Raw genomic sequence first — 22,013 nt, forward strand, 5'->3', positions numbered from 1 at the left:
TTAAGAAAAAAATGAGTAATGATCTATTTAATATTAAGAAACTGTGTGCCAAATATGAAAAAAATAAAGTATAATGAAAGAGATAAACTACATTTCGTATGGTTCATACTATTAATAGTATGCGTTGTTATTACTTATTGCTATCAAAAATCTAAAGCTACAGATAATTATAACAAAACATTACAAGTGGCTACTAGTAATTGCAACTTAGGAATAGTAAAACTTTTAGTAAAGGATATGGCTCCAAACTTGAGTGGAACAACGTTACATTGTGCAGCAAGAAAAGGATGTTTAGACATTATCAGATTTTTAATAGAAGAGGAAAAAGTAAATATAAACGCACTTGATAGAAATGCATTTAAAAGAATAGCTTTACATCACGCTGCAGGTAAAGGACACCTAGAAGTTATTAAGTTTTTATTGGAGAAAGGCGCAAATCCTAATATTAGAGATATAGATGGAAAAAACCCAAGAGATGTAGCTGTGCTAAGATCACGGCACAATAAAGATAAACCATACGATGAAATTATACACTTGCTCTATAATGCTGAAAAAGAACATGAATCTGAGCAGTAATATTTCGTAACCGGAAACAAGAAGTAGTTGAAAGATTACACAGTTAGGAGAAACATGCAAAATCAAAAAATCCCACTAGCAGTAATTATCACTATGGTAATACAGACCGTAGCAACAATTTGGTGGCTCGCTAAGCTTGATTTAAGAGTACAAATTCATGATCAATTTATAGAACGAAATCACGGACTAATGGAAACAGTTTATCGCCTCGAGGAGCGGGTAAAAAACCTCATTGAAGAAGTTAATGAGCTTGAGCAAAAACACAAATAACAACTAAATTTCACAGTGGTAAAATACATTTTATCCGTTGATGGAGGTGGAATTAGAGGAATCATTCCTGCCATTATTCTCGCAGAAATAGAGCAAAGGACAAGAAAAACGATTGCTGAAATCTTTGATCTTATGGCAGGTACTTCAACCGGTGGGATTGTTGTAGCAGGATTATGTAAAAAAGATAAACCTCAATATTCTGCTAATGATTTAGTCGAGTTCTATCGGGAATATGGACCATATATTTTTAAGTCTTCATTTTTTAGGCGATCAATACTATCTTGGTTTAACTGCGCACAATATCCACATAAAAATATTGAATCTGTACTGGATAAATATTTTGGAGAGGATATTCTAAAAAACACTTTAAGTAATGTGTTGATTACGAGTTACGATATTCAGAATAACTGCCCATTTTTCTTTAAAAGCTGGAAAGAAGGTAATATTAAGCTGAAAGATGCACTCAGAGCTGCAACTGCAGCACCTACTTACTTTGCACCTAAATATTTAAAAGTCAACCAAAAGGAAATGGTATTAGTGGATGGAGGGGTGTTTGCCAATAATCCAGCAGCTTGTGCATATGCAAGTGGTAAGAGGTTATTTCCAAATGATGATATTCTACTGTTATCGATAGGTACTGGAAGAACAGATAGAAGCATAGCTAATTCAAGGAGATTTGGAAAGATAGGTTGGATAAAACCTCTGTTGAACGTAATGTTTGCCTCAAGTTTAGATGCAGTAAATTACCAACTTGATCAAGTTATAGCTGATAAATATATACGCATACAATCGCAATTGAAAATAGCATCACCTGACATGGATAATATTACATCAAAAAATATCAAATCTCTTCAGCAAGAGGCAAATGCAATGATAGAGGACAATCAGGAACTGATAGATAAATTCTGTGATGTTTTATCTTGATACGTAGAAATGCCAAAAAAATTCTGCAGAGCTAAATAAGGGTTTAGAATAGTTAATATATTAACTACTTTTACTTATATCTTAAACACAATTCAATTTTCACACTCACCTAACTCATCAACAGTTAGGCCACTTGCTCGCAAAATAACATCAGTAGAAACACCCGCCTTCACTAGATTTTTTGCAACCCTGATTTTCTCTGCTTTTTTAACTTTTTCCTTGCCACTTTTCATATCTTCAGATAGAGATTTGACTAATGATTCTTGTTCTCTGTACTCATCCATTAAACTCAATAGCTTTTTGCTTTCTCTTGTTTTAGGTAGCAGAACTTTAATATTCACTGATAATCCTTCTGCTATTTGATATAATTTATCAAATGATATGGCAGTGTATCCTATTTCATATTCGTGTATTTCGGGAACGTTCAAAGAAGCATACGCGTCAAGTTAAGAGATTGTAAGTAAATTCAGGGAAGTTAAGGTAGATACTCTAGTTTTTCTGTACTTGTCTTTTAATGAAAATCGAGACCAAGTTATGGTAAGCTTTTTAAGAAAAACTTTCAAACTATTAACTTTATTCTTTAGTGCTAAAAATAACTCTATAACCCGCCTTTTTAGCTCAATAAATGCCTTTGTTAAGCTAAGTTCTGTATTCTTTTTCACTTCTGTGCAACCAACTATGCCGTGAAATATAAGAATTGCGCACAATTTAGCATATAGTTCACATAATACTCTGCATGGCTTTCCTTTTAGCTTATCAAGTCTGATATGGCTTTTATACAATTTAAATAATAACTCAATTTGCCACCTTACTCTGTAAATCGTTAATACTTGCTCAGCACTAATTTTATTTTCTGGAACATTAGTTATAAATATTGACCAGTTCAACAATTTTTGATTTCTTTTAGAGGATGTATATCCCTGCGATCTTGCTAATCTATTAGCTTTCCTTCTTCTGGCCATAGACTGTTCTTCAGTTAGTTTCTGACATATAATTCTTACTCTAATTTTTGCTTCTTTTCCTAACAATACCTCGTTTTCTAAAAATAACTTATCCTCTAAACATTCTAATAACTCCATTTTTTGATTTGTTTCTACATCATATATGTTGGTATCGGATTTATAACGACTTATGAAATAAGCTCCTATTTCATTGATTTGTTTAAAAGAACTTGGCACAAAATAACCGAGATCAGATATTAGCAAATCATTGCTTAATATATTACTTAAATGTTTCCTATATCCCTGGTCTGATCTTACTCCCTCCGTTAAATTAAGTTGGTCTATTATCTGATTCATGTAGTCGAAAACTAATTGTAACTTTATTCCAGATTTAGTATTGCTTTCATAGCCACTGTAGCTAGTACCATAACCTTTATACATCTCTTCCATACTGTTAGGTAGAGTAATATAGCTACTGTCCAATAATTTAACACTATTAAATTGCTGTAAGATTTTGCAATCAACTTGCAAGATATTTTTGAAGAGAAGCACAGATTCATTATACATCCTTTTCATAAATTCCACTGCTTCTTCAGTAAATCTAAAATCAAACCTTGTTTTGTTATATCTATCGAGTCCTCGTTTAGTAATTGACACATTGTTTCTACGCTACAATTATCAACCCCTATATTACCCAAGACCATGGCTTTTACGAACGATGAACCTTTTAGCTTTCTCTTTCTTTTTATAAACCTTGTTGTAATTGAGATTTTGTCTGCTTTTTCATTAAAAAATTCTTTGAGCTTTTTTGATAAGCTAGTTATTTTATTCATTGGTTCTCTCACTAAAAGTATTTCTGGGAGAACTTATACCTTATTATTCTATCTCTTTCATACCTTTATTTCCTTAACTTGACGCGTATGGTTCAAAGAAGTGTGTCAAACGGCATTTTTAATTCAACTCAATTTTTAACCTACCAGGAAAAAAGATATCAAGTTGAGACATAGTTAAAGCCCAATTAGGGAGAGCCATAATCCACTTTTGCTCTACTTTTTTTATAGCACAATATACCTGTTTGTACAAGGCATTTGTGCTGGTAAATGAACCCTTAGTTTTAGTAAATTTCCTGATTTGTCTATGCAACCCTTCAATTGGATTAGTGGTGTAAATCAGCTTCCTAACTGGCCCAGAATACTTAAAATAACTGGATAAGTTTTCCCAATTGTTCTGCCAGGATTTTATAACTAAAGGATACTTTTCTCCCCATTTTTCTTCCAGCTCAAGCAGATAATTCTCAGCAATTTCTTTACTTGAAGCACGATATATTTTTTTCAGATCATTCATGAAAACTTTTACATCTTTACTGGATACATATTTCAGTGAATTCCTTATCTGATGCACTATACATAGCTGCACTTCTGCACTGGGAAATACACTATTTATAGCTGTAGGAAAGCTTTTTAGTCCATCAATGCAGGCAATTAGAATATCTTCTACTCCTCTTTCTTTGAGGTCATTTAGAACTCCCAACCAGAAGGTAGCTCCCTCACTTTCAGCCAAATAAAAACCTAATACTTCTTTTCTGCCATTTTGATTTATACCCAATATATTATACATGCATTTACTTACGCAATGTCCGTCCTCCTTGACCTTAAAAAACATGCCATCCATGAACACTATTGGATACACTGATTGCAGTGGACGGCTGTGCCATTCATTGATTATTGGTAGCAGTTTATCAGTAATACTGGATATCTCTGCTGCTGATATTTTATGGTCATATATTTCCTCAACGTGTGAAGCTATGTCTCTGTATCCCATGCCACTGGCGTATGTACTTAAGACCTTTGCTTCAAGTTCTGGATGTAGGCTTGTTTGCCTTTTTTTGACTATTTGCGGTTCAAAGTTTCCCTCCCTATCTCTTGGTGTTAGCAGCTCAAATGAACCTGCACTCGTGCGTAAAGTTTTTGCATTTCTCCCATTTCTTCGGTTATTTTCTTCACTTTTAGCTGACATGTGGCTTTCTATTTCACCTTCCAGACTTGCCTCTAGCAACCTTTTTATAAACGGTGTTAATGCTCCATCTCTTCCTGTCAATGGTTTTCCTTCTCGTATAGATGACAGGATATTTGTTTCTAATTCTTTATAATCTACCAACCCATTAGTTCTATTTGCTTGACTCATATCAAACCTCCTTTTTTTATATCAATTTATTACTTTTTTTTTCGGTTTGACACACTTCTTTGAACGTTCCCTGTATTTCCTTGAGTGTTAAACCAACTTTGTTTGCTAAATCTTCCTGAGTATACCTTTTTATCAATCTCCATTCTCTTATTCTTTGTCCTATTCTGTAATATATAGAATCAGTGCAGATTTCTCTCTCTGTACTATCATACTCGTAAATAGATAAGCCCGTTGCTTGGAAAATTATTTCAACAGAAACTCCTGCTTTAACTAGATTCTTTGCCACCTCTATTCTTGCCACTTTTCTACTATTTTCCTTGCTAGCTTGTGCAGATGTAATTAATGAATAAACTACATCTTGATTCCCAATTTTCTCATACTTTTCTACTAGATCTAATATCTCTTTCCCCTCACTCTCGAGATAACTGTCTTCATTTGATACAGGAATAAGATCCATAATGCTAACTGATAGTGCTTCTGCGATGCTATATAACCTTCTGATTGAAATTTTATGCTTTCCTTTTTCGTAATGGAGTATTACCCAGTATTTTACCCCGATTTTCTCCGCTAAATCTTTTTGAGTATACCCTAGCTTTAACCTACGATTTCTTACTTTCTCTCCTACTTTGCGGTCTAAAGAATCAGTATAGTTATCGTTGCTAGCGGTCATTCTTTTGCGTAACCTGCTATAAGAGGTTGTCCGGAAACAAGTAAAAGGCTATAATATCTGAAATTTTAGTACGGGGTAAAGATGAGAAAAAAGTATCCAACAGATCTAAGCGAAAGGGAATGGGCAAGAATAGAAAAACACTTCAGAGTATCATACAAGAAAGGAGGAAGGCTGCCAAAGTATAGCAAAAAAGAAATATTAGAAGCAATTTTCTATGTATTGCGTACAGGGTGTCAATGGCGGTATTTACCAAATGATTTTCCGCTATGGAAGACTGTGTATGAGCAGTTCAGGCAATGGAAGAAGCAGGGAATTTTGAGAAAATGAATTATGAAATTACAAAATATAGTAGAAGAAAAATAGGAAAGAATGAGCAGCCGAGTGCCTGTATAGTAGATAGTCAATCTGTAAAGACTACAGAAAAGGGGGATCAAAGCTATGATGGAAGTAAAAAAAGTAAAGGGTAGAAAAAGGCATATAATTACAGACACTCAGGGTTTTATACTAGGTTGTTACGTAGGCGCTGCTAACGAAAATGATAGAGATGGTATTAAAATAGCATTAAACAATATGAGAACAAAATATACTAAAGTTAAAAAAATGTGGGCTGACATGGGATACCAAGGAAGAAATTTAAAGAATCACATAAAGGAAGAATATGACATAGATATTGAAATTGTTAAAAGGCCTCCATGTAGATTTTGGGTGCACAAAGATACGCCACCTGAGCTACTACCAACAAGAGAACAAGGGTTTAAAGTACAGCCAAGAAGATGGGTTGTAGAAAGGACTTTTGCTTGGGTTAATAGGAATAGAAGGCTATCGAAGGAGTATGATTTACTCACAACATCCACTGAGAATTTCATATACCTAGCTATGAGTAGGGTTATGTTAAAGAGGGAATATGCTTGAATTTACTTGTTTCCGGACAACCTCTAAAATCTCCTTTAGAAGTTTGAGATAGAAATTTTGCTAGCATATTGTCACCTTTGTTGAAAACTAGTATATTAAATGCCTATGCTGTGACAAGATAAAATGGCACATCTAAAATAGGAGACCACCAAATTCATGGCATCCATTTCCTGAGGCGCTTTACAGAAGGGTTGATAAAAAAGGACGTAAAGTAGAGGATGCTATTCTAAGATGATCTCTAACAGCCGTTTAAAAAATAAAAAACTTGAACATCCCTTCAGAATTGTGTATAATTGTTAATGCTTTTTGGGTTTTCTCCTCATGGCTCTTTCTGAGTTTCTTGATGCACGCAACGATTATGCTTTTAAAAGAATATTTGGCACCGAGAAGAATAAGGATATCCTCATGCATTTCTTGAACGATACTTTAGGCTTTACTGGTCTGGCTGCTATTCAGGATGTTGAATTTTTAGCTACTATTCTAGACCCTGAGATTGTTGCTAAAAAGCAGAGCATTGTTGATGTTCTTTGTAAAGATTCTCAAGGCTCCAGGTACATTATAGAGATGCAGTTCACTAAGACCAAAGGCTTCGAAAAACGTGCCCAATACTATGCTGCTAAAGCCTACTCGAGTCAGGCAGATCAAGGTGATGATTATCACAACCTCAAGGAAATTATCTTCATAGCTGTTGCTGATTGTATTATTTTTCCAGATAAAGCTGAGTACAAATCAAACCATACTATTCGCGATGAGAATACTAATGAACATGACTTGAAGGACTTCTATTTTGTATTCATTGAACTACCAAAGTTTACAAAGACGAAAGAAGACCAACTAGAAAATGTAGTAGAAAAGTGGTGTTATTTTTTTCGGTATGCAGCAGAAACAAGAGAAGAAGACCTAGATAAAATAGTTGGTAGTGATGTAATAATAAAACGAGCTTATGAAGAGATGAATAAGTTTAATTGGTCAGAAGAAGAATTACTAGCATATGAGCAAAGGAAAAAACGTTTAATGGATGAGATAGCTGCTTTCGCTCAAAAATTTGATGAGGGTGTTAAGGTTGGCGAAGAAAGAGGCATTAAAATCGGTCATCAAAAAGGCAGAGCCGAAGGTATTCAAATCGGTGAAGAGAAGGGCGAACAACAGGCTAAAATTGCTGTGGCTAAAAATTCACTTAAAGCCGGTGTCTCTATTGATGTTATAGCTGAAATCACCGGCCTTTCCATCGATGAAGTTCAAAAGTTAAAATAGTCACACTTCACCTTAGTCTTAAATCTCTAGTTCTTTAAATTTCCCCATGAATGGCTACTCAAGAGTCTAAAGAACTATCTAAAATAGCAATAAAAATCACGCATAATATTATACAAACTAACACCATAATAAAATCCTCATACTCAGCCTTCCACATCAAAGCTACAATTTGATACGCAAAACACATTATCTATGTTTTTCATCTCTTCCACGACCATTCATTTTCCTCTCTTTTCTTCTGCTCTTGAGAAGCATATTTACCAAGGACAGAATTTCCTGTAGTATCAAACCCACTCGGCTTTGTTGCATCACGCTTTATGAGATGGTGATTTATGGTAAATTCATGTAACTATCTCAAATTTAGCCATACCAATATCAGTGAATTTATTAAGCAAATAGCATTTAGTTCTTTTTCTCGATTTATCTCAGATTTATTCCTAAAACTAAATCCGAATATTTGCTTTAATCTTGAGAAAAACCCTTCAATATAAGATCTTTTCCCATAATTTACTTCTTTTTTCCATTCTTTCATGCCACCTTCACCGTATAATTTTATTAACCTAATAGCAGCATTCCTGTCAGACATATAATCTATTTCTGGATGTTCTGCCGCATTGTTTATTGGTGGAATTTTTGTCTTTATATCATATTCGTTACACAACTTATAAAACTTGTGCCTATCACATGCTCTATCTGCATATAGTGCTTTTATGGCATGCTGAAAATCAACTTCTTTTAGCAAATCACAAGCTCCATAGTGATCAGCCGTTACTGTATTTTACAGCTATGGCTTTTTTGTTGTTTATATTCAACATTACGTGCAATTTTCTCGTTTGCTCATAGCCACGATATTTTCTGTCAGTGCTATTTTCCTTGCTGTGTGTTGTTGTATATACTAATTCCTGTACTGTCTATAGCAATTTCGATATCTTCCATATTATTTTCTGCAATCATTTATCTTAATATTAAGTTTCTTTTGATGCTTGTGAATAGCTGCAAATCTCTTCCTATTTGTTGCAAATACCCTTTTATAAACCCGACTGTTTGTCTTAAACCAATTCTAAAGAAACTGACGATTATATGCACCAAAATCACAACTTTATCACTATAAATATAGTTGCCGCCCTGCATTTTTGGACAATTCTCGTACCAATTTTCTATGGCGTCATTGATATAACAAAAAATGCTTCCTCTTTCTTGGAGAAATTTGTTATATTCATGGCAGTTACTGACTCTCATTTTTTGTGGCATATTTTTTCTTCAACAGTTAAATGGCTATTTATAATGAATTTTGTCAGTAACTGCCAGTTCTTTTCACTTGAGCGATGCAACAAAGCCATCCCACTCTCAGAAGATAATTCCATACTAGGGTTGTGTTGCTCTGAAGCATGCGCTTCACCATTTTTGTTAACTGACATGTTATCTAGACTACGCTTAGCAATACCTAGATCATTCTTAGCTTTACCTAAAGCCAGTAAAATATCAGGATCTTCGAGATGGTGCGACCTGAAAGCCTTCGGTCATATTGTTTATAAAAGGAGAGGAATTCATTCAGAAAGAAACTGAAAGGATTCTAAAGCTTATTGAGCCAGATGTTTTGCCATCTGAGTCTACGCATCAGTGCGAATTGGGTAACCAGTTGGTGCTGAGCGACGCGGACAATGAACCTCCTCTTGATAAAGAAGATGCTCAATCGTGAGAGAAAGCATAAACTACAAGCATCATGTGGTTGGAGGGCTAGGCTTAGTGGTATGGTGAACGTAAGTGAAGCTTCATAAGTATCGTAACGATTAAAGAGCTAAAGATGCTGATAAGCTCCGACCAAAAGGTAATGTGACATTTTTCATTTCTGGATGTACGCAAATAATAATTCCACCGGTATAGAGAAGCCACCTAACCCACTATTGTATGACAAAAGGAACAGGATAAGCCTGTATTTTCGCCTATATGGCAGGCAACCCGCAAGGAATGCTGATGGATGTGCAGGTAAAGGATAATGGAGAAAGCGAATGCCATTTTGTAACGAAATGGATAGAATTTGTAACATTAATTCGCGTGAAAACGAGCAGACTTCCATTTGGTCCTTCATGACAAGAAACTTTGTTAACCACTTAAGGTAGGAAAGCAGATGATTACAAGTACAACTGTAAGTGCACCTACCAATAACTCCGAAGCATGGAACCAGTTACCCTGGAAGAAATGCCAAAAAGTTGTTATGAGGCTACAGAGGCGTATTGTTAAGGCTGTCCAACAAGGCAGATGGGGTAAGGTGAAAACTTTACAACACCTTCTCACACGCTCTTTTAGCGGCAAAGCTTTGGCGGTTAAGAGAGTAACTGAAAACCAAGGAAAAAAACACAGCAGGTGTAGATCGTCAAATATGGTCAACTTGCAACACAAAATTTCAAGGAATAAAGCTATTAAAACAAAGAGGATACAAACCTTCTCCGCTAAAACGGATATACATCAGTAAGTCTAATGGCAAAAGAAGACCTCTTGGAATCCCTACGATAAAAGATAGAGCCATGCAAGCATTATACTTGTTTGCTTTGGAACCGATAGCTGAAACGATCAGTGATCGTCACTCTTATGGTTTTAGACCAAAAAGATCCTGCGCAGACGCTACTGTGGCTTGCCACTTGTTACTGGCAAGCCGTAACCAACTACAATGGATACTCGAAGGTGATATTAAAGGGTGTTTTGATAACATTAACCATGAATGGCTCATGAAGCATATTCCTATGGAGAAGAAAATTCTTCATAGCTGGTTAAAAGCTGGCTTCCTAGAATCAAAAACTCTGTATTCCACAACTGCAGGTACCCCACAAGGTAGTATCATCTCTCCAATACTAGCAAATCTAGCCCTAAATGGACTTGAAAAATCATTGGAAAGTCAATTTGGTAAACTTGGCAGTAAAAGAAGAAGCAAAATCAGAAGTGGAGTAAATGTAATCAGGTACGCAGATGACTTTATCATTTCAGGAATCACACGTGAAGTACTGGAAAATGAAGTAAAACCTCTAGTATCGTCCTTTCTTCAGGAGAGAGGTCTTATCCTTTCCGAAGAGAAAACAAAAATTACATCTATTACAACAGGGTTTGACTTTCTTGGTTGTAATGTACGCAGGTATAATAAGAAGTTAATTATAAAACCTTCAAAAGAAAGTATTAAGAAACTTCTTAATAAAGCACGTACATTGATAAAGGCAAACATAGCGAACACTCAGGCCGTACTAATCAAGTTGCTCAATTCCCTATTAAGAGGTTGTCCGGAAACAAGTAAAAGGCTATAATATCTGAAATTTTAGTACGGGGTAAAGATGAGAAAAAAGTATCCAACAGATCTAAGCGAAAGGGAATGGGCAAGAATAGAAAAACACTTCAGAGTATCATACAAGAAAGGAGGAAGGCTGCCAAAGTATAGCAAAAAAGAAATATTAGAAGCAATTTTCTATGTATTGCGTACAGGGTGTCAATGGCGGTATTTACCAAATGATTTTCCGCTATGGAAGACTGTGTATGAGCAGTTCAGGCAATGGAAGAAGCAGGGAATTTTTGAGAAAATGAATTATGAAATTACAAAATATAGTAGAAGAAAATAGGAAAAGAATGAGCAGCCGAGTGCCTGTATAGTAGATAGTCAATCTGTAAAGACTACAGAAAAGGGGGATCAAAGCTATGATGGAAGTAAAAAGTAAAGGGTAGAAAAAGGCATATAATTACAGACACTCAGGGTTTTATACTAGGTTGTTACGTAGGCGCTGCTAACGAAAATGATAGAGATGGTATTAAAATAGCATTAAACAATATGAGAACAAAATATACTAAAGTTAAAAAATGTGGGCTGACATGGGATACCAAGGAAGAAATTTAAAGAATCACATAAAGGAAGAATATGACATAGATATTGAAATTGTTAAAAGGCCTCCATGTAGATTTTGGGTGCACAAAGATACGCCACCTGAGCTACTACCAACAAGAGAACAAGGGTTTAAAGTACAGCCAAGAAGATGGGTTGTAGAAAGGACTTTTGCTTGGGTTAATAGGAATAGAAGGCTATCGAAGGAGTATGATTTACTCACAACATCCACTGAGAATTTCATATACCTAGCTATGAGTAGGGTTATGTTAAAGAGGGAATATGCTTGAATTTACTAGTTTCCGGACAACCTCTAATAGTGACGTTGTTTGTTATAAAAAATTTCTATGTATTCAAATATTGCAGTTCTAGTTTGTTGAGCAGAGTGTTGTGAAGTATCAATAAGTATTTCTCTTTTCAATGAGCTAAAGAAGCTTTCCACAACAGAATTGTCGTAACAACAACCTTTATGACTCATCTATGTTTTTTATGGATAAGAGATATTGATAACCTTGCGAAGTATATTGTGAACCTTGATCACTATGTAATAGTAGATTTTTGGCAGGTTTACGCTTGTTAACGGCCATTAATAAAGAGTCCATAACCAATTGTTTATTTATTGAACTGCTCATTAACTACCATGCGTGAATATAGATCGATTATTGTTGCCAAATATAGCCATCCTTCTTTGGTTTTTATATAAGTAATCCCATACTTTATTTGGTTGATCAACAATAAAGTTTTGATCTAGTATATTGGGAGCTACAGCTCTATTATCTGTTTGTTGTTTTTTAATTTTAAACTTTCTTCTCAGTATAGCCCTGATGTCATTTTTCTGCATAATACTTTGCACCGTTTTCAAATTGCAACTTTTACCCAAAGCCTTCAATTCAGCATGAATTTTAGGAGCTCCATATCTACATTTAGAAACTTGATATATTTTTGAATAGCTGCGAGTAGCTCTTTATTTGCTGATTCTCTACTGCTTATTTTTCTTGTGGTCCACTTATAGTAGCCACTAGCAGAAAATCCTACATAATTCCTGTACTTTATAGCAGTTACTATATAAAAAATATTTTACTCTTTTTGACTGGCTAGGGCTTTTTTTAAATGTCTCTTTCCCTTGTTACTCTTGCTTTGTAAATCAAACCTCTCTTTTTGTCGTAAGGAGCCATGTTACCTCTACCTGGAAATGCATTTGCCGCTGACTTTTTTTCGTTATATTTCTTCATCCATTTTCCTAATACACTATCCCTTATTCCTAGATCTCTTGCTACTTTTGCAACTGGTTGACCTACCTTTCTTTGTTCATTTGCCAGCTTAACAGCTTCCAATTTGAATTCTGCCGTATATTCTCTTGCCATTTCTAATCCTCCAAAATTTTATTTTACCCGAAAAAACTCCTTTCTTTCTCTCCACTTTTTCTGGGTAAGGTCAAGAAGCCTATTGTCTAATTATGTACCTAAATTTTATTACGGCACTTTCACTACTACTTTAACGAGTGAGCTACCTTTCTATAAAAGACCTATCGACTGTTGCAATTATAGGCGTAAACAAGAATGATAAAAGAGTACGAGATTGAGTAACTATGTACACTTCTGCTGGCATACCAGGGTATAGGTATACGTTTTTAAACTGAGCAAGCTCTGGTTTTGGTATCACTACACGTACTGAATAATAACGCCCTAGTCTTGGATCATCAAGAGCGTCAGGAGAAATATGGCTTACTATACCACTAATTAAACTTAAACGACGTGCACTGTAAGCACTTAACCGGACTTTAACCTTTAGCCCTTCTAGCCCATCAATAGAGACTATGTTGCTATCTTTCTTTTGTGCCGACAGTACCTCTTCTATGTTTCTGGTCTGAATTTTAGCATCTATTATTAGGTCATCATCCGATGGCACTACGCTCATGATCGGAACTCCAGATTGTATAACACCACCTTCAGTATGGTATCTTATATCTGTGACTATCCCATCTTGAGGCGATTTAATTATTGTACGTGCTAATGAATCTTCAGCAACCATCAGCCTCTCTTTCAAGTCTGCAATAGACGTACTAACTTCCTTAAGTTCAGCGTTTGCTCTTTCTTGAGAATCGTTTCTCACGTTTATAATTTCTAATTCGTTCTCTCCAATTTTTTGCTGCACTTGAGATATTGCAGAACGGTAATGTCCAACTCTGCCTTCAATTTCAGCAAACTGCTTTTCTAAAGCTAAAATGTGTGGTTTGCTTATATGGCCACTATCAAGTAATTGTCTTTTTGTTTCCAACTCCTCAGTTATCAAGTCATATTGCTTATGAGCTGCATTTAGTTGAAAGTTTAGCCCCGCTAATTCATCATTTAACTGCTTTATACGTTGTTGCAGTATGTCTGTTTTTCCCAATATGCTCTTTCTCTGAGAGTTGAACAACTTTACTTGATTCTTTATCGCTTTATTTACAAGTTCATCGTGAGATAATTTTTTAACCTCATCAGGAAACTCGAGCGTGTCCAAATCTACTCTGATTGCAAGAAGCCTTGCTTCTGTTGCTAAAAATGATAAGAGCTTCTCTTTGATAATACTTAAATTCGCCTTCTCGTTAACATCACTCAACAAAACTAGAGGCTCATCTTTTTTAACTGCTTGGCTCTCTTTGACTAAAATTTTGCTTATTATTCCTCCACCCAAGTGTTGAACTATTTTCTTATTTGAAGATACAATAACTTCTCCACTTGCATGCACCGCACCGTCAATTGGAGCTATAGCCGACCAAATACCACCTATCCCAAAAAAGATAAGTATTACTACCAGACCAAAAAATAGTGGTCCCCATGTTACTCTCAGAACTTCATTTACGTTATTACTTTCACGTTTTAAAATAAAATTTATCATCGCATCAATCAATGCGAACGTCTTATCCAAAAATTTTGGGTACTTCTTCTTTTTATTTTTTGCTCCTTGCATATTTATATTATCACTATGGCCAATCAAGCCTGTCAAAGAAAACCCAGTGCTAAGCTTTTTTAACTTACTGATCATAATACTACTGTGAATTTGTGTTAACTCAAGATAACACACAAAAACAAAGAATCTATAATTTAAGCATTCCATTTAGACTGTAGAGCACCAGAATAAACTATTTAGTAACAATTCCTGCATAACTATGTTTTTAAAATTTTTTGACGTTTAACTTTATTATAACTTTTCCTTTATTTTGTGAATATCTGAGTTACTTATATTATGTAAGAAATCTATTGCCAACTAGTCAATATTCTGTTAGGAATTAAGATAATATAAAGTTATTATGTTTGGATTGGAAAGCAGAAAGTTCCTGATTACTGGTGCATCAGGCGGAATAGGGCAAGCAATTGTAAAAATTATGCACAAAGCCGGAGCAACTTTATGTGTTTCTGGCACAAAAAAAGAAGCACTCGAAGAAGTTGCTAAACAATATGAAAAAAATATGCACGTACTCCCTTGTGATTTATCAAATGCTGAGGAAGTAAATCAACTAGTAAACAGAGCAAGTGAGTTGATGGAAGGCTTTGACGGACTTGTATGCAACGCGGGCATTACGCAAGACAGTTTATTATTGAGAATGACAGATGAAACATGGCAAAAAGTAATTGATATTAACTTGAGTTCTACATTTAAGCTGAGTAGAGAAGCATGCAGGAAACTAATTAAGAATAATTGGGGAAGAATTATAAATATTTCCTCAATAATAGGGCTGACAGGAAACGCCGGGCAAGCAAATTATGCAGCGTCTAAAGCTGGAATAATAGCTATGAGCAAATCTATAGCAAAAGAAGTTGCAAGTCGTAATATAACAGTAAATTGTATTGCTCCTGGGTTTATAGATACTAAAATGACTGAAGTTTTAAATGAAGTGCAAAAGGGAAAAATATTAGATAATATTCCAATGAAAAGAATGGGAACAGGGGAAGAAATAGCAGCAGGGGTCTTATTTTTAGCAAGTGATGAAGCAAAATATATAACAGGGCATGTGCTTAACATTAATGGTGGGTTATTTATGTAGCAACACTTATGTATGGACAAATTATAATTTTTACTTTAAAATAAAAATATGTGTAGGTGTAGGTTTACGTTAATTTATTATTTAGAGGCAAAAAAATGAGCTCTATAATGGAATTTTTTAGTGTTTTTTGCGTAGTATTGCTTTTCTCTTTCTCAGGTTATGCAGCTGACCCTGATATGGATGACACAACTAAAGTAATATGCAATATTATTGGTTATGTTTGGGGGATAGGCGGTCCACTTATGACGGTAGTAATAATTGGTGCAGCTTTGCTTGCAATATTTGGCAGGATGCCGTGGCCAGCCCTCTTTGCTCTTGGCATGTTCTGTGGTGTATTTTTTGGCGCTAAAACTATCATAACGAAAATTATGCCCAATGTAAGCGATGAAGCAAAAGCTATGTTGGAAAATTGTGGAAAGAGAAACCCATAAAAGTACAGAAATGCTTTTTTGTTATCCATTAAATCGCTTCATATCTTCAACTTGCAACAAATAAGGGCTATCTTTTGGTAAAGTTTTAACAGCTAGCTCAGCATATTTTGTAAATTGCTTTAGAGGTTGTCCGGAAACAAGTAAAAGGCTATAATATCTGAAATTTTAGTACGGGTAAAGATGAGAAAAAAGTATCCAACAGATCTAAGCGAAAGGGAATGGGCAAGAATAGAAAAACACTTCAGAGTATCATACAAGAAAGGAGGAAGGCTGCCAAAGTATAGCAAAAAAGAAATATTAGAAGCAATTTTCTATGTATTGCGTACAGGGTGTCAATGGCGGTATTTACCAAATGATTTTCCGCTATGGAAGACTGTGTATGAGCAGTTCAGGCAATGGAAGAAGCAGGGAATTTTTGAGAAAATGAATTATGAAATTACAAAATATAGTAGAAGAAAAATAGGAAAGAATGAGCAGCCGAGTGCCTGTATAGTAGATAGTCAATCTGTAAAGACTACAGAAAAGGGGGATCAAAGCTATGATGGAAGTAAAAAAGTAAAGGGTAGAAAAAGGCATATAATTACAGACACTCAGGGTTTTATACTAGGTTGTTACGTAGGCGCTGCTAACGAAAATGATAGAGATGGTATTAAAATAGCATTAAACAATATGAGAACAAAATATACTAAAGTTAAAAATGTGGGCTGACATGGGATACCAAGGAAGAAATTTAAAGAATCACATAAAGGAAGAATATGACATAGATATTGAAATTGTTAAAAGGCCTCCATGTAGATTTTGGGTGCACAAAGATACGCCACCTGAGCTACTACCAACAAGAGAACAAGGGTTTAAAGTACAGCCAAGAAGATGGGTTGTAGAAAGGACTTTTGCTTGGGTTAATAGGAATAGAAGGCTATCGAAGGAGTATGATTTACTCACAACATCCACTGAGAATTTCATATACCTAGCTATGAGTAGGGTTATGTTAAAGAGGGAATATGCTTGAATTTACTTGTTTCCGGACAACCTCTAAAATCTCCTTCAATACAAGCCTTTTTTGTCAAAGCAAAATAATGCATTGCCGTATCAGCGTCACATTTATATGCAACGCTTAAATATTTCCAGACAAAAGCGTTATTTGGTTCTACATTCAAAATCTGCTCCAGGTAAAAAATTGCCTTTTTTGCATCACCGTGTAATAATAAAGTATGAGATAATGCAAGTTTCACTAAATAACTGTTTTTCTCAGATAAATACCTAAGCGATTCCTCATACATTTTTATTGCTTCACTTAAATTTCCAGCCTTGTATAGCATTTCTGCTTTTAATTCATATAGGTATGGGTCATTGCGTGACTCTTGAATCAATGAATTAACTTTAGCAATAGCCTCCTCTATCTTTCCTTGCCTATAGCAAACTATAGCATTTACATACTCAGAATTATCTTCATATTTATTAGATAACACATGAATAGGAGCAAAGAAAGAGTCTAGCTTTGCAACCACACGCTCAAACTTTAGTAACTTATCCGCAAAAATTGGTTTTACGTTGTTTTTGACCTTATAATTCTGTACAGCAAATATACGTTTCTCACTAAGTGGGTGAGTACGGAAATATTCCTCGGTATTCTCATGCTCAATACTTTTAAAATAATCAAAAATCTCTTTCATACCTGAATTATCATAGCCAGATTCATCAAGGTACCTTAAAGCATAGCTATCTGCTACACTTTCTTGCTCTTGAGAATAGTTAAAAAATAGCCTTGAACTGAGTGCTACACCACTAAGCAAAATTGCACCAGCAACCTGAGGGTTAATGATAATACTAGAAACTAATCCTACCATATAACTAATCATTGCTATCGATTGAAAATAACCCATAGCACTACTCATTTGCAATATATGACCAGCAGATATGTGAGCAATCTCATGTGCTAATATACCAAGCAAGACATAAGGTTTAGCCGAATATCGTAAAAGCCCTAAATGAATGAAGATACTGTTATTGTTAATTACAAAAGCATTAATCGAACTGTCATTAATTACAAAAACTTTCACTTGATCATGATCAATATCTGCAGCAGAAAATAAAGGTTGCGCTAGCTCTTTCACTATTGCTTCCACCTCACTATCTCTAATAATGTTAATAGAGTAAGCATTATTATAATATGCAAGAAAGAACAATAAGGTCAAAAACTTAGCAATTCTAAACATGAAAATTCTGTGCTTGTATAATTTACAGGAATTTTATATTTTAACACTTAAATTATACAAATTTATAAACGCTAGTTTAATTTTTTAACGTAACTGATAAGTTTGTCGATGGTAGTTAACTTAATTTTATGTTGTTCAGCAAATTTAAGCAACTGAGGTAAGCGCATCATAGAGCCATCATCATTCACTAATTCACACCCTACAGCTGCATGATTAAGACCAACCAACTTTGCTATTTCAACACTTGCTTCAGTGTGACCATTGCGTGCTAAAACCCCGCCTTCATTTGCAATAATAGGGAAAACATGCCCTGGAGTAATAATATCGTCCTTAGTACTCTTTTCATCAATGGCAGTAAGTATCGTATGCGTTCTATCATGAGCAGAAACACCTGTTGTAATGCCATAACGCGCATCAATTGACGTAGTAAATGCAGTATGAGGAGTAAGCTTTTCATCTACATTGCTCTTCCTCATAAACTCAAGATTTAGTTTACTCATATGAAGCTTTGTCATAGCTAAAAATACAATACCAGTACCGTATCTAACCATAAAAGCCATATGTTCTGGTTTTACTTTTTCAGCTAAGACAACCAAATCACCTTCATTCTCTCTACTTTCATCATCAACTAAAATGAACAATTTACCGGAACGAGCATCCTCTAATACATCTTCCACAGAAGAAATACCGGGTAGACTCATTGAAGCATAAGTGGCCTGTACCATAATAATTTACTTAAATTCAATCTTAACTATTTTATACAATTTCTCTCCATTTGGCACTGTCACTTCCACATACTCACCGACTTTTTTGCCGATTAAGGCACTCCCGAGTGGTGAACTAGTAGATATTAACTGCTTTGAAACATCAGCTTCATATTCGCCTACAACCTTATAAACATATTCCACTTCACCGTTATTATCACTTAACATTCTTAATGTCACAGTTGCACCAAATATTACTGAATCACCAGACAAATTTTTTACTTCTATTACTTCCGCATGTGAGAGCTTACTTTCTATCTCCATTATACGGCCTTCAATAAAACCTAACCTTTCCCGTGCAGCATGATACTCTGCGTTTTCAGACAAATCACCTTGATCACGAGCATCAGAAATAGCTTGTATAACAGAAGGCTTTTCTTCCTTTAATTTTTCAAGTTCGGCTTGCATATTCTCAAAACCTTCCCTCGTCATAGGAAATTTATTAATAATAGATGAAGCCATAATTACCACCTAAACGCAATTAAATTGAGTAACAAAATTACTCACAATATTAAAAATATCACCTTTTATATCACCATTCATGTCATTTGACAACTTTTTTAAAACCCCAGGGTGTACAGTACGAAAATAATTAACAAGATCATGTTCAAATTTATTAACGTTACTTATTTGTATTTTACTTAACTGATTATACAGGTTAGAAAAAATATACATCAGCACTACTTGCTCTTCTATTGACATAGGTAAATGTTGTTTTTGCTTTAATAACTCAACAAGATATTTACCCTTATTCAAGGATAATTGAACACTAGCATCAAGATCAGAACCAAATTTTGCAAAATCTTCTAATTCTCTATACTGAGCTAAGCTTAGCTTTATAGAACCAGCAACTTTTTTCACAGACTTTAATTGTGCAGCAGAACCAACCCGCGAAACCGACAAACCTATATTTACTGCAGGTCGAAATCCTTTATAAAATAATTCAGACTCAAGAAAGATCTGCCCATCGGTAATTGAAATAACATTTGTTGGCACATATGCGGATACATCACCAGCTTGAGTTTCGACAATTGGCAAAGCAGTTAAAGAACCCTGCCCTTTTTTATCAGACATTTTAGCAGCTCTTTCAAGCAAGCGAGAATGTACATAGAATATATCTCCAGGGTAAGCTTCACGACCAGGAGGACGTCTGAGCAATAAAGACATCTGCCTATATGCCACAGCATGCTTAGATAAATCATCATATATAATCAAACAATGCATTCCATTGTCACGGAAAAATTCCCCAATAGTGCAACCAGCATAAGGTGCTAAAAATTGCATAGGCGCGCAGTCAGATGCACTAGCCACAACTACAGTTGTATACTCTAATGCTCCGCTTTCTTTCAGCTTATTTACCACTTTTGCTACTGTTGAAATTTTTTGCCCAATAGCAACATAAACACAGTAAACTTTTTGACTTTCGTTTACCTCATCGTTAATCTTCTTCTGATTGATAATAGTATCAAGCGCAATAGTAGTTTTACCAATTTGTCTATCACCAATAATTAATTCACGCTGCCCTCTACCTATTGGAATTAGCAAATCTATAATTTTAATTCCTGTTTGCAGTGGCTCATGCACAGACTTACGATCAATAATGCCTGGCGCTTTAGATTCTATATCCATTCTGTTTTTGGCTCTAATTTCCCCACCGTCGTCCATAGGATGGCCCAACGCATTTACAACTCTCCCTAACAATTCATGCCCTACAGGCACCTGCACAACATCACCACTACATTTTACAACGTCCCCTTCTTTCACATCACGGTCATTACCAAGCACAACTATTCCAGCCGTATTATGATCTAAATCGAGAACTATTCCTTCTACACCACTTGCAAAAAATACCTTTTCACCGAATTTTGCTTTTTCCAGCCCATAAACCAATGCGATACCATCTGTTACTGAAATTACTTCACCTATATTTTCCCGCTTTATAGGATTATCAAACGTCTCAACCTTTTCTCTTATTATACTTGCTATCTCAGAAACATTCATACTGTTCTTCATACAAAATTCCTTACTTTTAATATTTCCATTTTACTTAAGTCAACTAACCTATCCAAGTAACTTTTTAGCGAAGCATCGATCAAATTAAAACCATACCTAACTACGAAGCCACCTAGTATAGAAGGGTCAACCACATTGCTTACTTTTATTATTTTACCAAGAAAGCTCAAAGATTCAGTAATTATTTTTATATCAGATTCCTTTAAAGTTTCTGCTGACTTTATAGTAATTTCGAATTCATTTTCATTTTCTCTTGCAAGACTTAAGAATTTTTCTAATATAAGGATCAATAAACTAGAGCGTTTATTTGCAAATATAACCATAATAAATTTTACTAAATTCTCACTTAAGTGCTCATTTATAGAAAGCATCACTTCTTTTTTGTGTGCAAAAGAAATCATAGGATGAGATAGGTACACAAAAACATCACGTTGATCCTTAAAAAAAGCCAACAAAAATTCTACTTCTTTCCTTATAATACCTAACCTGCTTCCTGAGACATGAAATAGCACTCTAGCGTAAGATGAAACTAAATTATTGTATTGGGTCTTTTTCATATTAAATCCAGTAAATCTAAATTAATTCAGCTACAAATCTTTCATTCTTCAATCCAAGCATTTTTTATATAAACAGGTCTTCTCTTTAAGGAAAGAAAATATAAATCATATCTGACTGAATAATCTAAAAAACTAAGGTTTTTACTTAAGAAATACTTAGAAGAATTTATAATAGACTGACATTGAAGATGAGATATCGGTATTTCTTTTCCAAGTAAACTTGTTTTAACTTCTATAAAAATCAGCTCCTTTTTTTTAGATACAATTAAGTCAATTTCACCGAACTTACAACGGTAACGGCGTTTTATAACATTATACCATTTCAGTTTTAAATATACTAAACCTAATAACTCGCCAAAGTAACCTACAAAGTAGCGTAACCTACTTACCACAAGAAGAACAATTATGATAACAA

At 34.8% G+C, this 22,013-nt stretch carries 21 protein-coding genes and 6 pseudogenes; 14 read left to right on the top strand and 13 right to left on the bottom strand.

All coding sequences use genetic code 11. The features are described 5' to 3' along the window. Positions 1-54: 54 nt before the first annotated feature. From J4T77_RS02850 to J4T77_RS02860, 3 genes are read left to right on the top strand one after another with little or no spacing between them, the layout of a single operon-like run. Positions 55-576: an ankyrin repeat domain-containing protein gene (locus tag J4T77_RS02850; RefSeq protein ID WP_190321281.1), complete on the top strand. Its 522-nt coding sequence runs from the start codon at positions 55-57 to the stop codon at positions 574-576. A gap of 54 nt (positions 577-630) precedes the next feature. Beyond that, positions 631-846, top strand: coding sequence for a hypothetical protein (locus J4T77_RS02855; RefSeq protein ID WP_022626301.1), 216 nt, complete (start codon positions 631-633; stop codon positions 844-846). A 15-nt stretch (positions 847-861) separates the two neighbouring features. Next, on the top strand, positions 862-1,770 hold the full coding sequence (locus J4T77_RS02860) for a patatin-like phospholipase family protein (protein ID WP_010962679.1): 909 nt from the start codon (positions 862-864) through the stop codon (positions 1,768-1,770). Positions 1,771-1,862: 92 nt separating this feature from the next. Here J4T77_RS02860 and J4T77_RS02865 read toward each other — a convergent pair. The 4 genes and pseudogenes from J4T77_RS02865 to J4T77_RS02880 all read right to left on the bottom strand — a co-directional run. Continuing rightward, positions 1,863-2,198, bottom strand: a pseudogene (locus tag J4T77_RS02865) (WO male-killing family protein Wmk); the annotation flags it as partial. 18 nt (positions 2,199-2,216) lie between these two features. Continuing rightward, positions 2,217-3,544 (bottom strand): annotated as a pseudogene (locus J4T77_RS02870) (IS4-like element ISWen1 family transposase). Between the two features lie 118 nt (positions 3,545-3,662). After that, positions 3,663-4,895 (bottom strand): IS256 family transposase, encoded by a 1,233-nt coding sequence (locus J4T77_RS02875; protein WP_190321282.1) that lies wholly within the window; start codon positions 4,893-4,895, stop codon positions 3,663-3,665. 16 nt (positions 4,896-4,911) lie between these two features. Further along, complete coding sequence (locus J4T77_RS02880) at positions 4,912-5,565, bottom strand: helix-turn-helix domain-containing protein (protein ID WP_190321283.1); 654 nt, start codon at positions 5,563-5,565, stop codon at positions 4,912-4,914. Between the two features lie 81 nt (positions 5,566-5,646). Between J4T77_RS02880 and J4T77_RS02885 the strand changes: the two are divergent. Continuing rightward, positions 5,647-6,477, top strand: a pseudogene (locus tag J4T77_RS02885) (IS5 family transposase). Between the two features lie 321 nt (positions 6,478-6,798). After that, positions 6,799-7,731 carry an Rpn family recombination-promoting nuclease/putative transposase gene (locus J4T77_RS02890; protein WP_190321284.1) on the top strand — a complete coding sequence of 311 codons (933 nt, stop codon included), beginning with the start codon at positions 6,799-6,801 and terminating at the stop codon, positions 7,729-7,731. Positions 7,732-8,072: 341 nt separating this feature from the next. Here the strand turns inward: J4T77_RS02890 and J4T77_RS07550 are convergent. Further along, positions 8,073-8,916: pseudogene (locus tag J4T77_RS07550) on the bottom strand (IS5 family transposase). On the opposite strand from J4T77_RS07550, the gene J4T77_RS02905 reads away from it, so the two are divergent. The 6 genes and pseudogenes from J4T77_RS02905 to J4T77_RS02930 all read left to right on the top strand — a co-directional run bounded on the left by J4T77_RS02905 (position 8,812) and on the right by J4T77_RS02930 (position 11,880). Beyond that, positions 8,812-9,297, top strand: a complete 486-nt coding sequence (locus J4T77_RS02905) for a hypothetical protein (protein WP_233641175.1) — start codon at positions 8,812-8,814, stop codon at positions 9,295-9,297. The pseudogene J4T77_RS07550 and the gene J4T77_RS02905 overlap by 105 nt on opposite strands. Next, a complete protein-coding gene (locus J4T77_RS02910; RefSeq protein ID WP_233641023.1) occupies positions 9,257-9,430 on the top strand; it encodes a hypothetical protein in 174 nt (57 codons plus the stop codon). The genes J4T77_RS02905 and J4T77_RS02910 overlap by 41 nt, the downstream gene beginning before the upstream one ends. Positions 9,431-9,678: 248 nt before the next feature. Beyond that, positions 9,679-9,822 carry a hypothetical protein gene (locus tag J4T77_RS02915; protein WP_173862902.1) on the top strand — a complete coding sequence of 48 codons (144 nt, stop codon included), beginning with the start codon at positions 9,679-9,681 and terminating at the stop codon, positions 9,820-9,822. 37 nt (positions 9,823-9,859) lie between these two features. Next, entirely contained in the window at positions 9,860-10,204 is a 345-nt protein-coding gene (locus J4T77_RS02920) for a reverse transcriptase N-terminal domain-containing protein (RefSeq protein WP_233641113.1), read from the top strand. Next, positions 10,110-11,024: a group II intron reverse transcriptase/maturase gene (gene ltrA / locus J4T77_RS02925; protein ID WP_233641166.1), complete on the top strand. Its 915-nt coding sequence runs from the start codon at positions 10,110-10,112 to the stop codon at positions 11,022-11,024. Before J4T77_RS02920 ends, ltrA begins: the two co-directional genes overlap by 95 nt. A 27-nt stretch (positions 11,025-11,051) precedes the next feature. Beyond that, positions 11,052-11,880: pseudogene (locus J4T77_RS02930) on the top strand (IS5 family transposase). A gap of 23 nt (positions 11,881-11,903) precedes the next feature. Here the strand turns inward: J4T77_RS02930 and J4T77_RS07555 are convergent. Both J4T77_RS07555 and J4T77_RS02950 read right to left on the bottom strand, forming a co-directional pair. Next, positions 11,904-12,954, bottom strand: a pseudogene (locus J4T77_RS07555) (IS3 family transposase). Between the two features lie 142 nt (positions 12,955-13,096). Beyond that, positions 13,097-14,617, bottom strand: a complete 1,521-nt coding sequence (locus tag J4T77_RS02950) for an HlyD family type I secretion periplasmic adaptor subunit (RefSeq protein ID WP_190321293.1) — start codon at positions 14,615-14,617, stop codon at positions 13,097-13,099. 265 nt (positions 14,618-14,882) lie between these two features. Between J4T77_RS02950 and fabG the strand changes: the two genes are divergently transcribed. The 3 genes from fabG (at position 14,883) to J4T77_RS02965 (ending at position 17,057) form a co-directional block, all read left to right on the top strand. Then, positions 14,883-15,617, top strand: a complete 735-nt coding sequence (fabG, locus tag J4T77_RS02955; RefSeq protein WP_190321294.1) for a 3-oxoacyl-[acyl-carrier-protein] reductase — start codon at positions 14,883-14,885, stop codon at positions 15,615-15,617. Between the two features lie 95 nt (positions 15,618-15,712). Further along, on the top strand, positions 15,713-16,048 hold the full coding sequence (locus J4T77_RS02960) for a TrbC/VirB2 family protein (protein ID WP_070356877.1): 336 nt from the start codon (positions 15,713-15,715) through the stop codon (positions 16,046-16,048). 180 nt (positions 16,049-16,228) lie between these two features. Beyond that, positions 16,229-17,057 (top strand): IS5 family transposase gene (locus J4T77_RS02965; RefSeq protein ID WP_233641116.1). Its coding sequence is split into 2 segments (ribosomal slippage): positions 16,229-16,743 and positions 16,742-17,057, totalling 831 coding nucleotides; the frame shifts between segments, so codons are not numbered across the junction. Here J4T77_RS02965 and J4T77_RS02970 read toward each other — a convergent pair. From J4T77_RS02970 to J4T77_RS02995, 6 genes are all read right to left on the bottom strand, one after another. Continuing rightward, a complete protein-coding gene (locus tag J4T77_RS02970; RefSeq protein ID WP_190321295.1) occupies positions 17,032-18,264 on the bottom strand; it encodes a M48 family metalloprotease in 1,233 nt (410 codons plus the stop codon). The genes J4T77_RS02965 and J4T77_RS02970 overlap by 26 nt on opposite strands. 71 nt (positions 18,265-18,335) lie before the next feature. Then, positions 18,336-18,989 (bottom strand): 3,4-dihydroxy-2-butanone-4-phosphate synthase, encoded by a 654-nt coding sequence (ribB, locus tag J4T77_RS02975; RefSeq protein ID WP_038198925.1) that lies wholly within the window; start codon positions 18,987-18,989, stop codon positions 18,336-18,338. A 6-nt stretch (positions 18,990-18,995) separates the two neighbouring features. Then, positions 18,996-19,490 (bottom strand): transcription elongation factor GreA, encoded by a 495-nt coding sequence (gene greA, locus J4T77_RS02980; protein ID WP_010962740.1) that lies wholly within the window; start codon positions 19,488-19,490, stop codon positions 18,996-18,998. A 9-nt stretch (positions 19,491-19,499) separates the two neighbouring features. Beyond that, positions 19,500-21,041 carry a F0F1 ATP synthase subunit alpha gene (gene atpA / locus J4T77_RS02985; protein ID WP_190321296.1) on the bottom strand — a complete coding sequence of 514 codons (1,542 nt, stop codon included), beginning with the start codon at positions 21,039-21,041 and terminating at the stop codon, positions 19,500-19,502. Continuing rightward, positions 21,038-21,598 carry an ATP synthase F1 subunit delta gene (atpH, locus tag J4T77_RS02990; RefSeq protein ID WP_010962742.1) on the bottom strand — a complete coding sequence of 187 codons (561 nt, stop codon included), beginning with the start codon at positions 21,596-21,598 and terminating at the stop codon, positions 21,038-21,040. The genes atpA and atpH overlap by 4 nt, the downstream gene beginning before the upstream one ends. 41 nt (positions 21,599-21,639) lie before the next feature. Next, positions 21,640-21,990, bottom strand: a complete 351-nt coding sequence (locus tag J4T77_RS02995; protein WP_190321297.1) for a YraN family protein — start codon at positions 21,988-21,990, stop codon at positions 21,640-21,642. Positions 21,991-22,013 lie beyond the last annotated feature (23 nt).

It is taken from the genome of Wolbachia endosymbiont of Drosophila innubila (genome assembly GCF_021378375.1).
Taxonomy (GTDB): Bacteria; Pseudomonadota; Alphaproteobacteria; order Rickettsiales; family Anaplasmataceae; genus Wolbachia; species Wolbachia pipientis.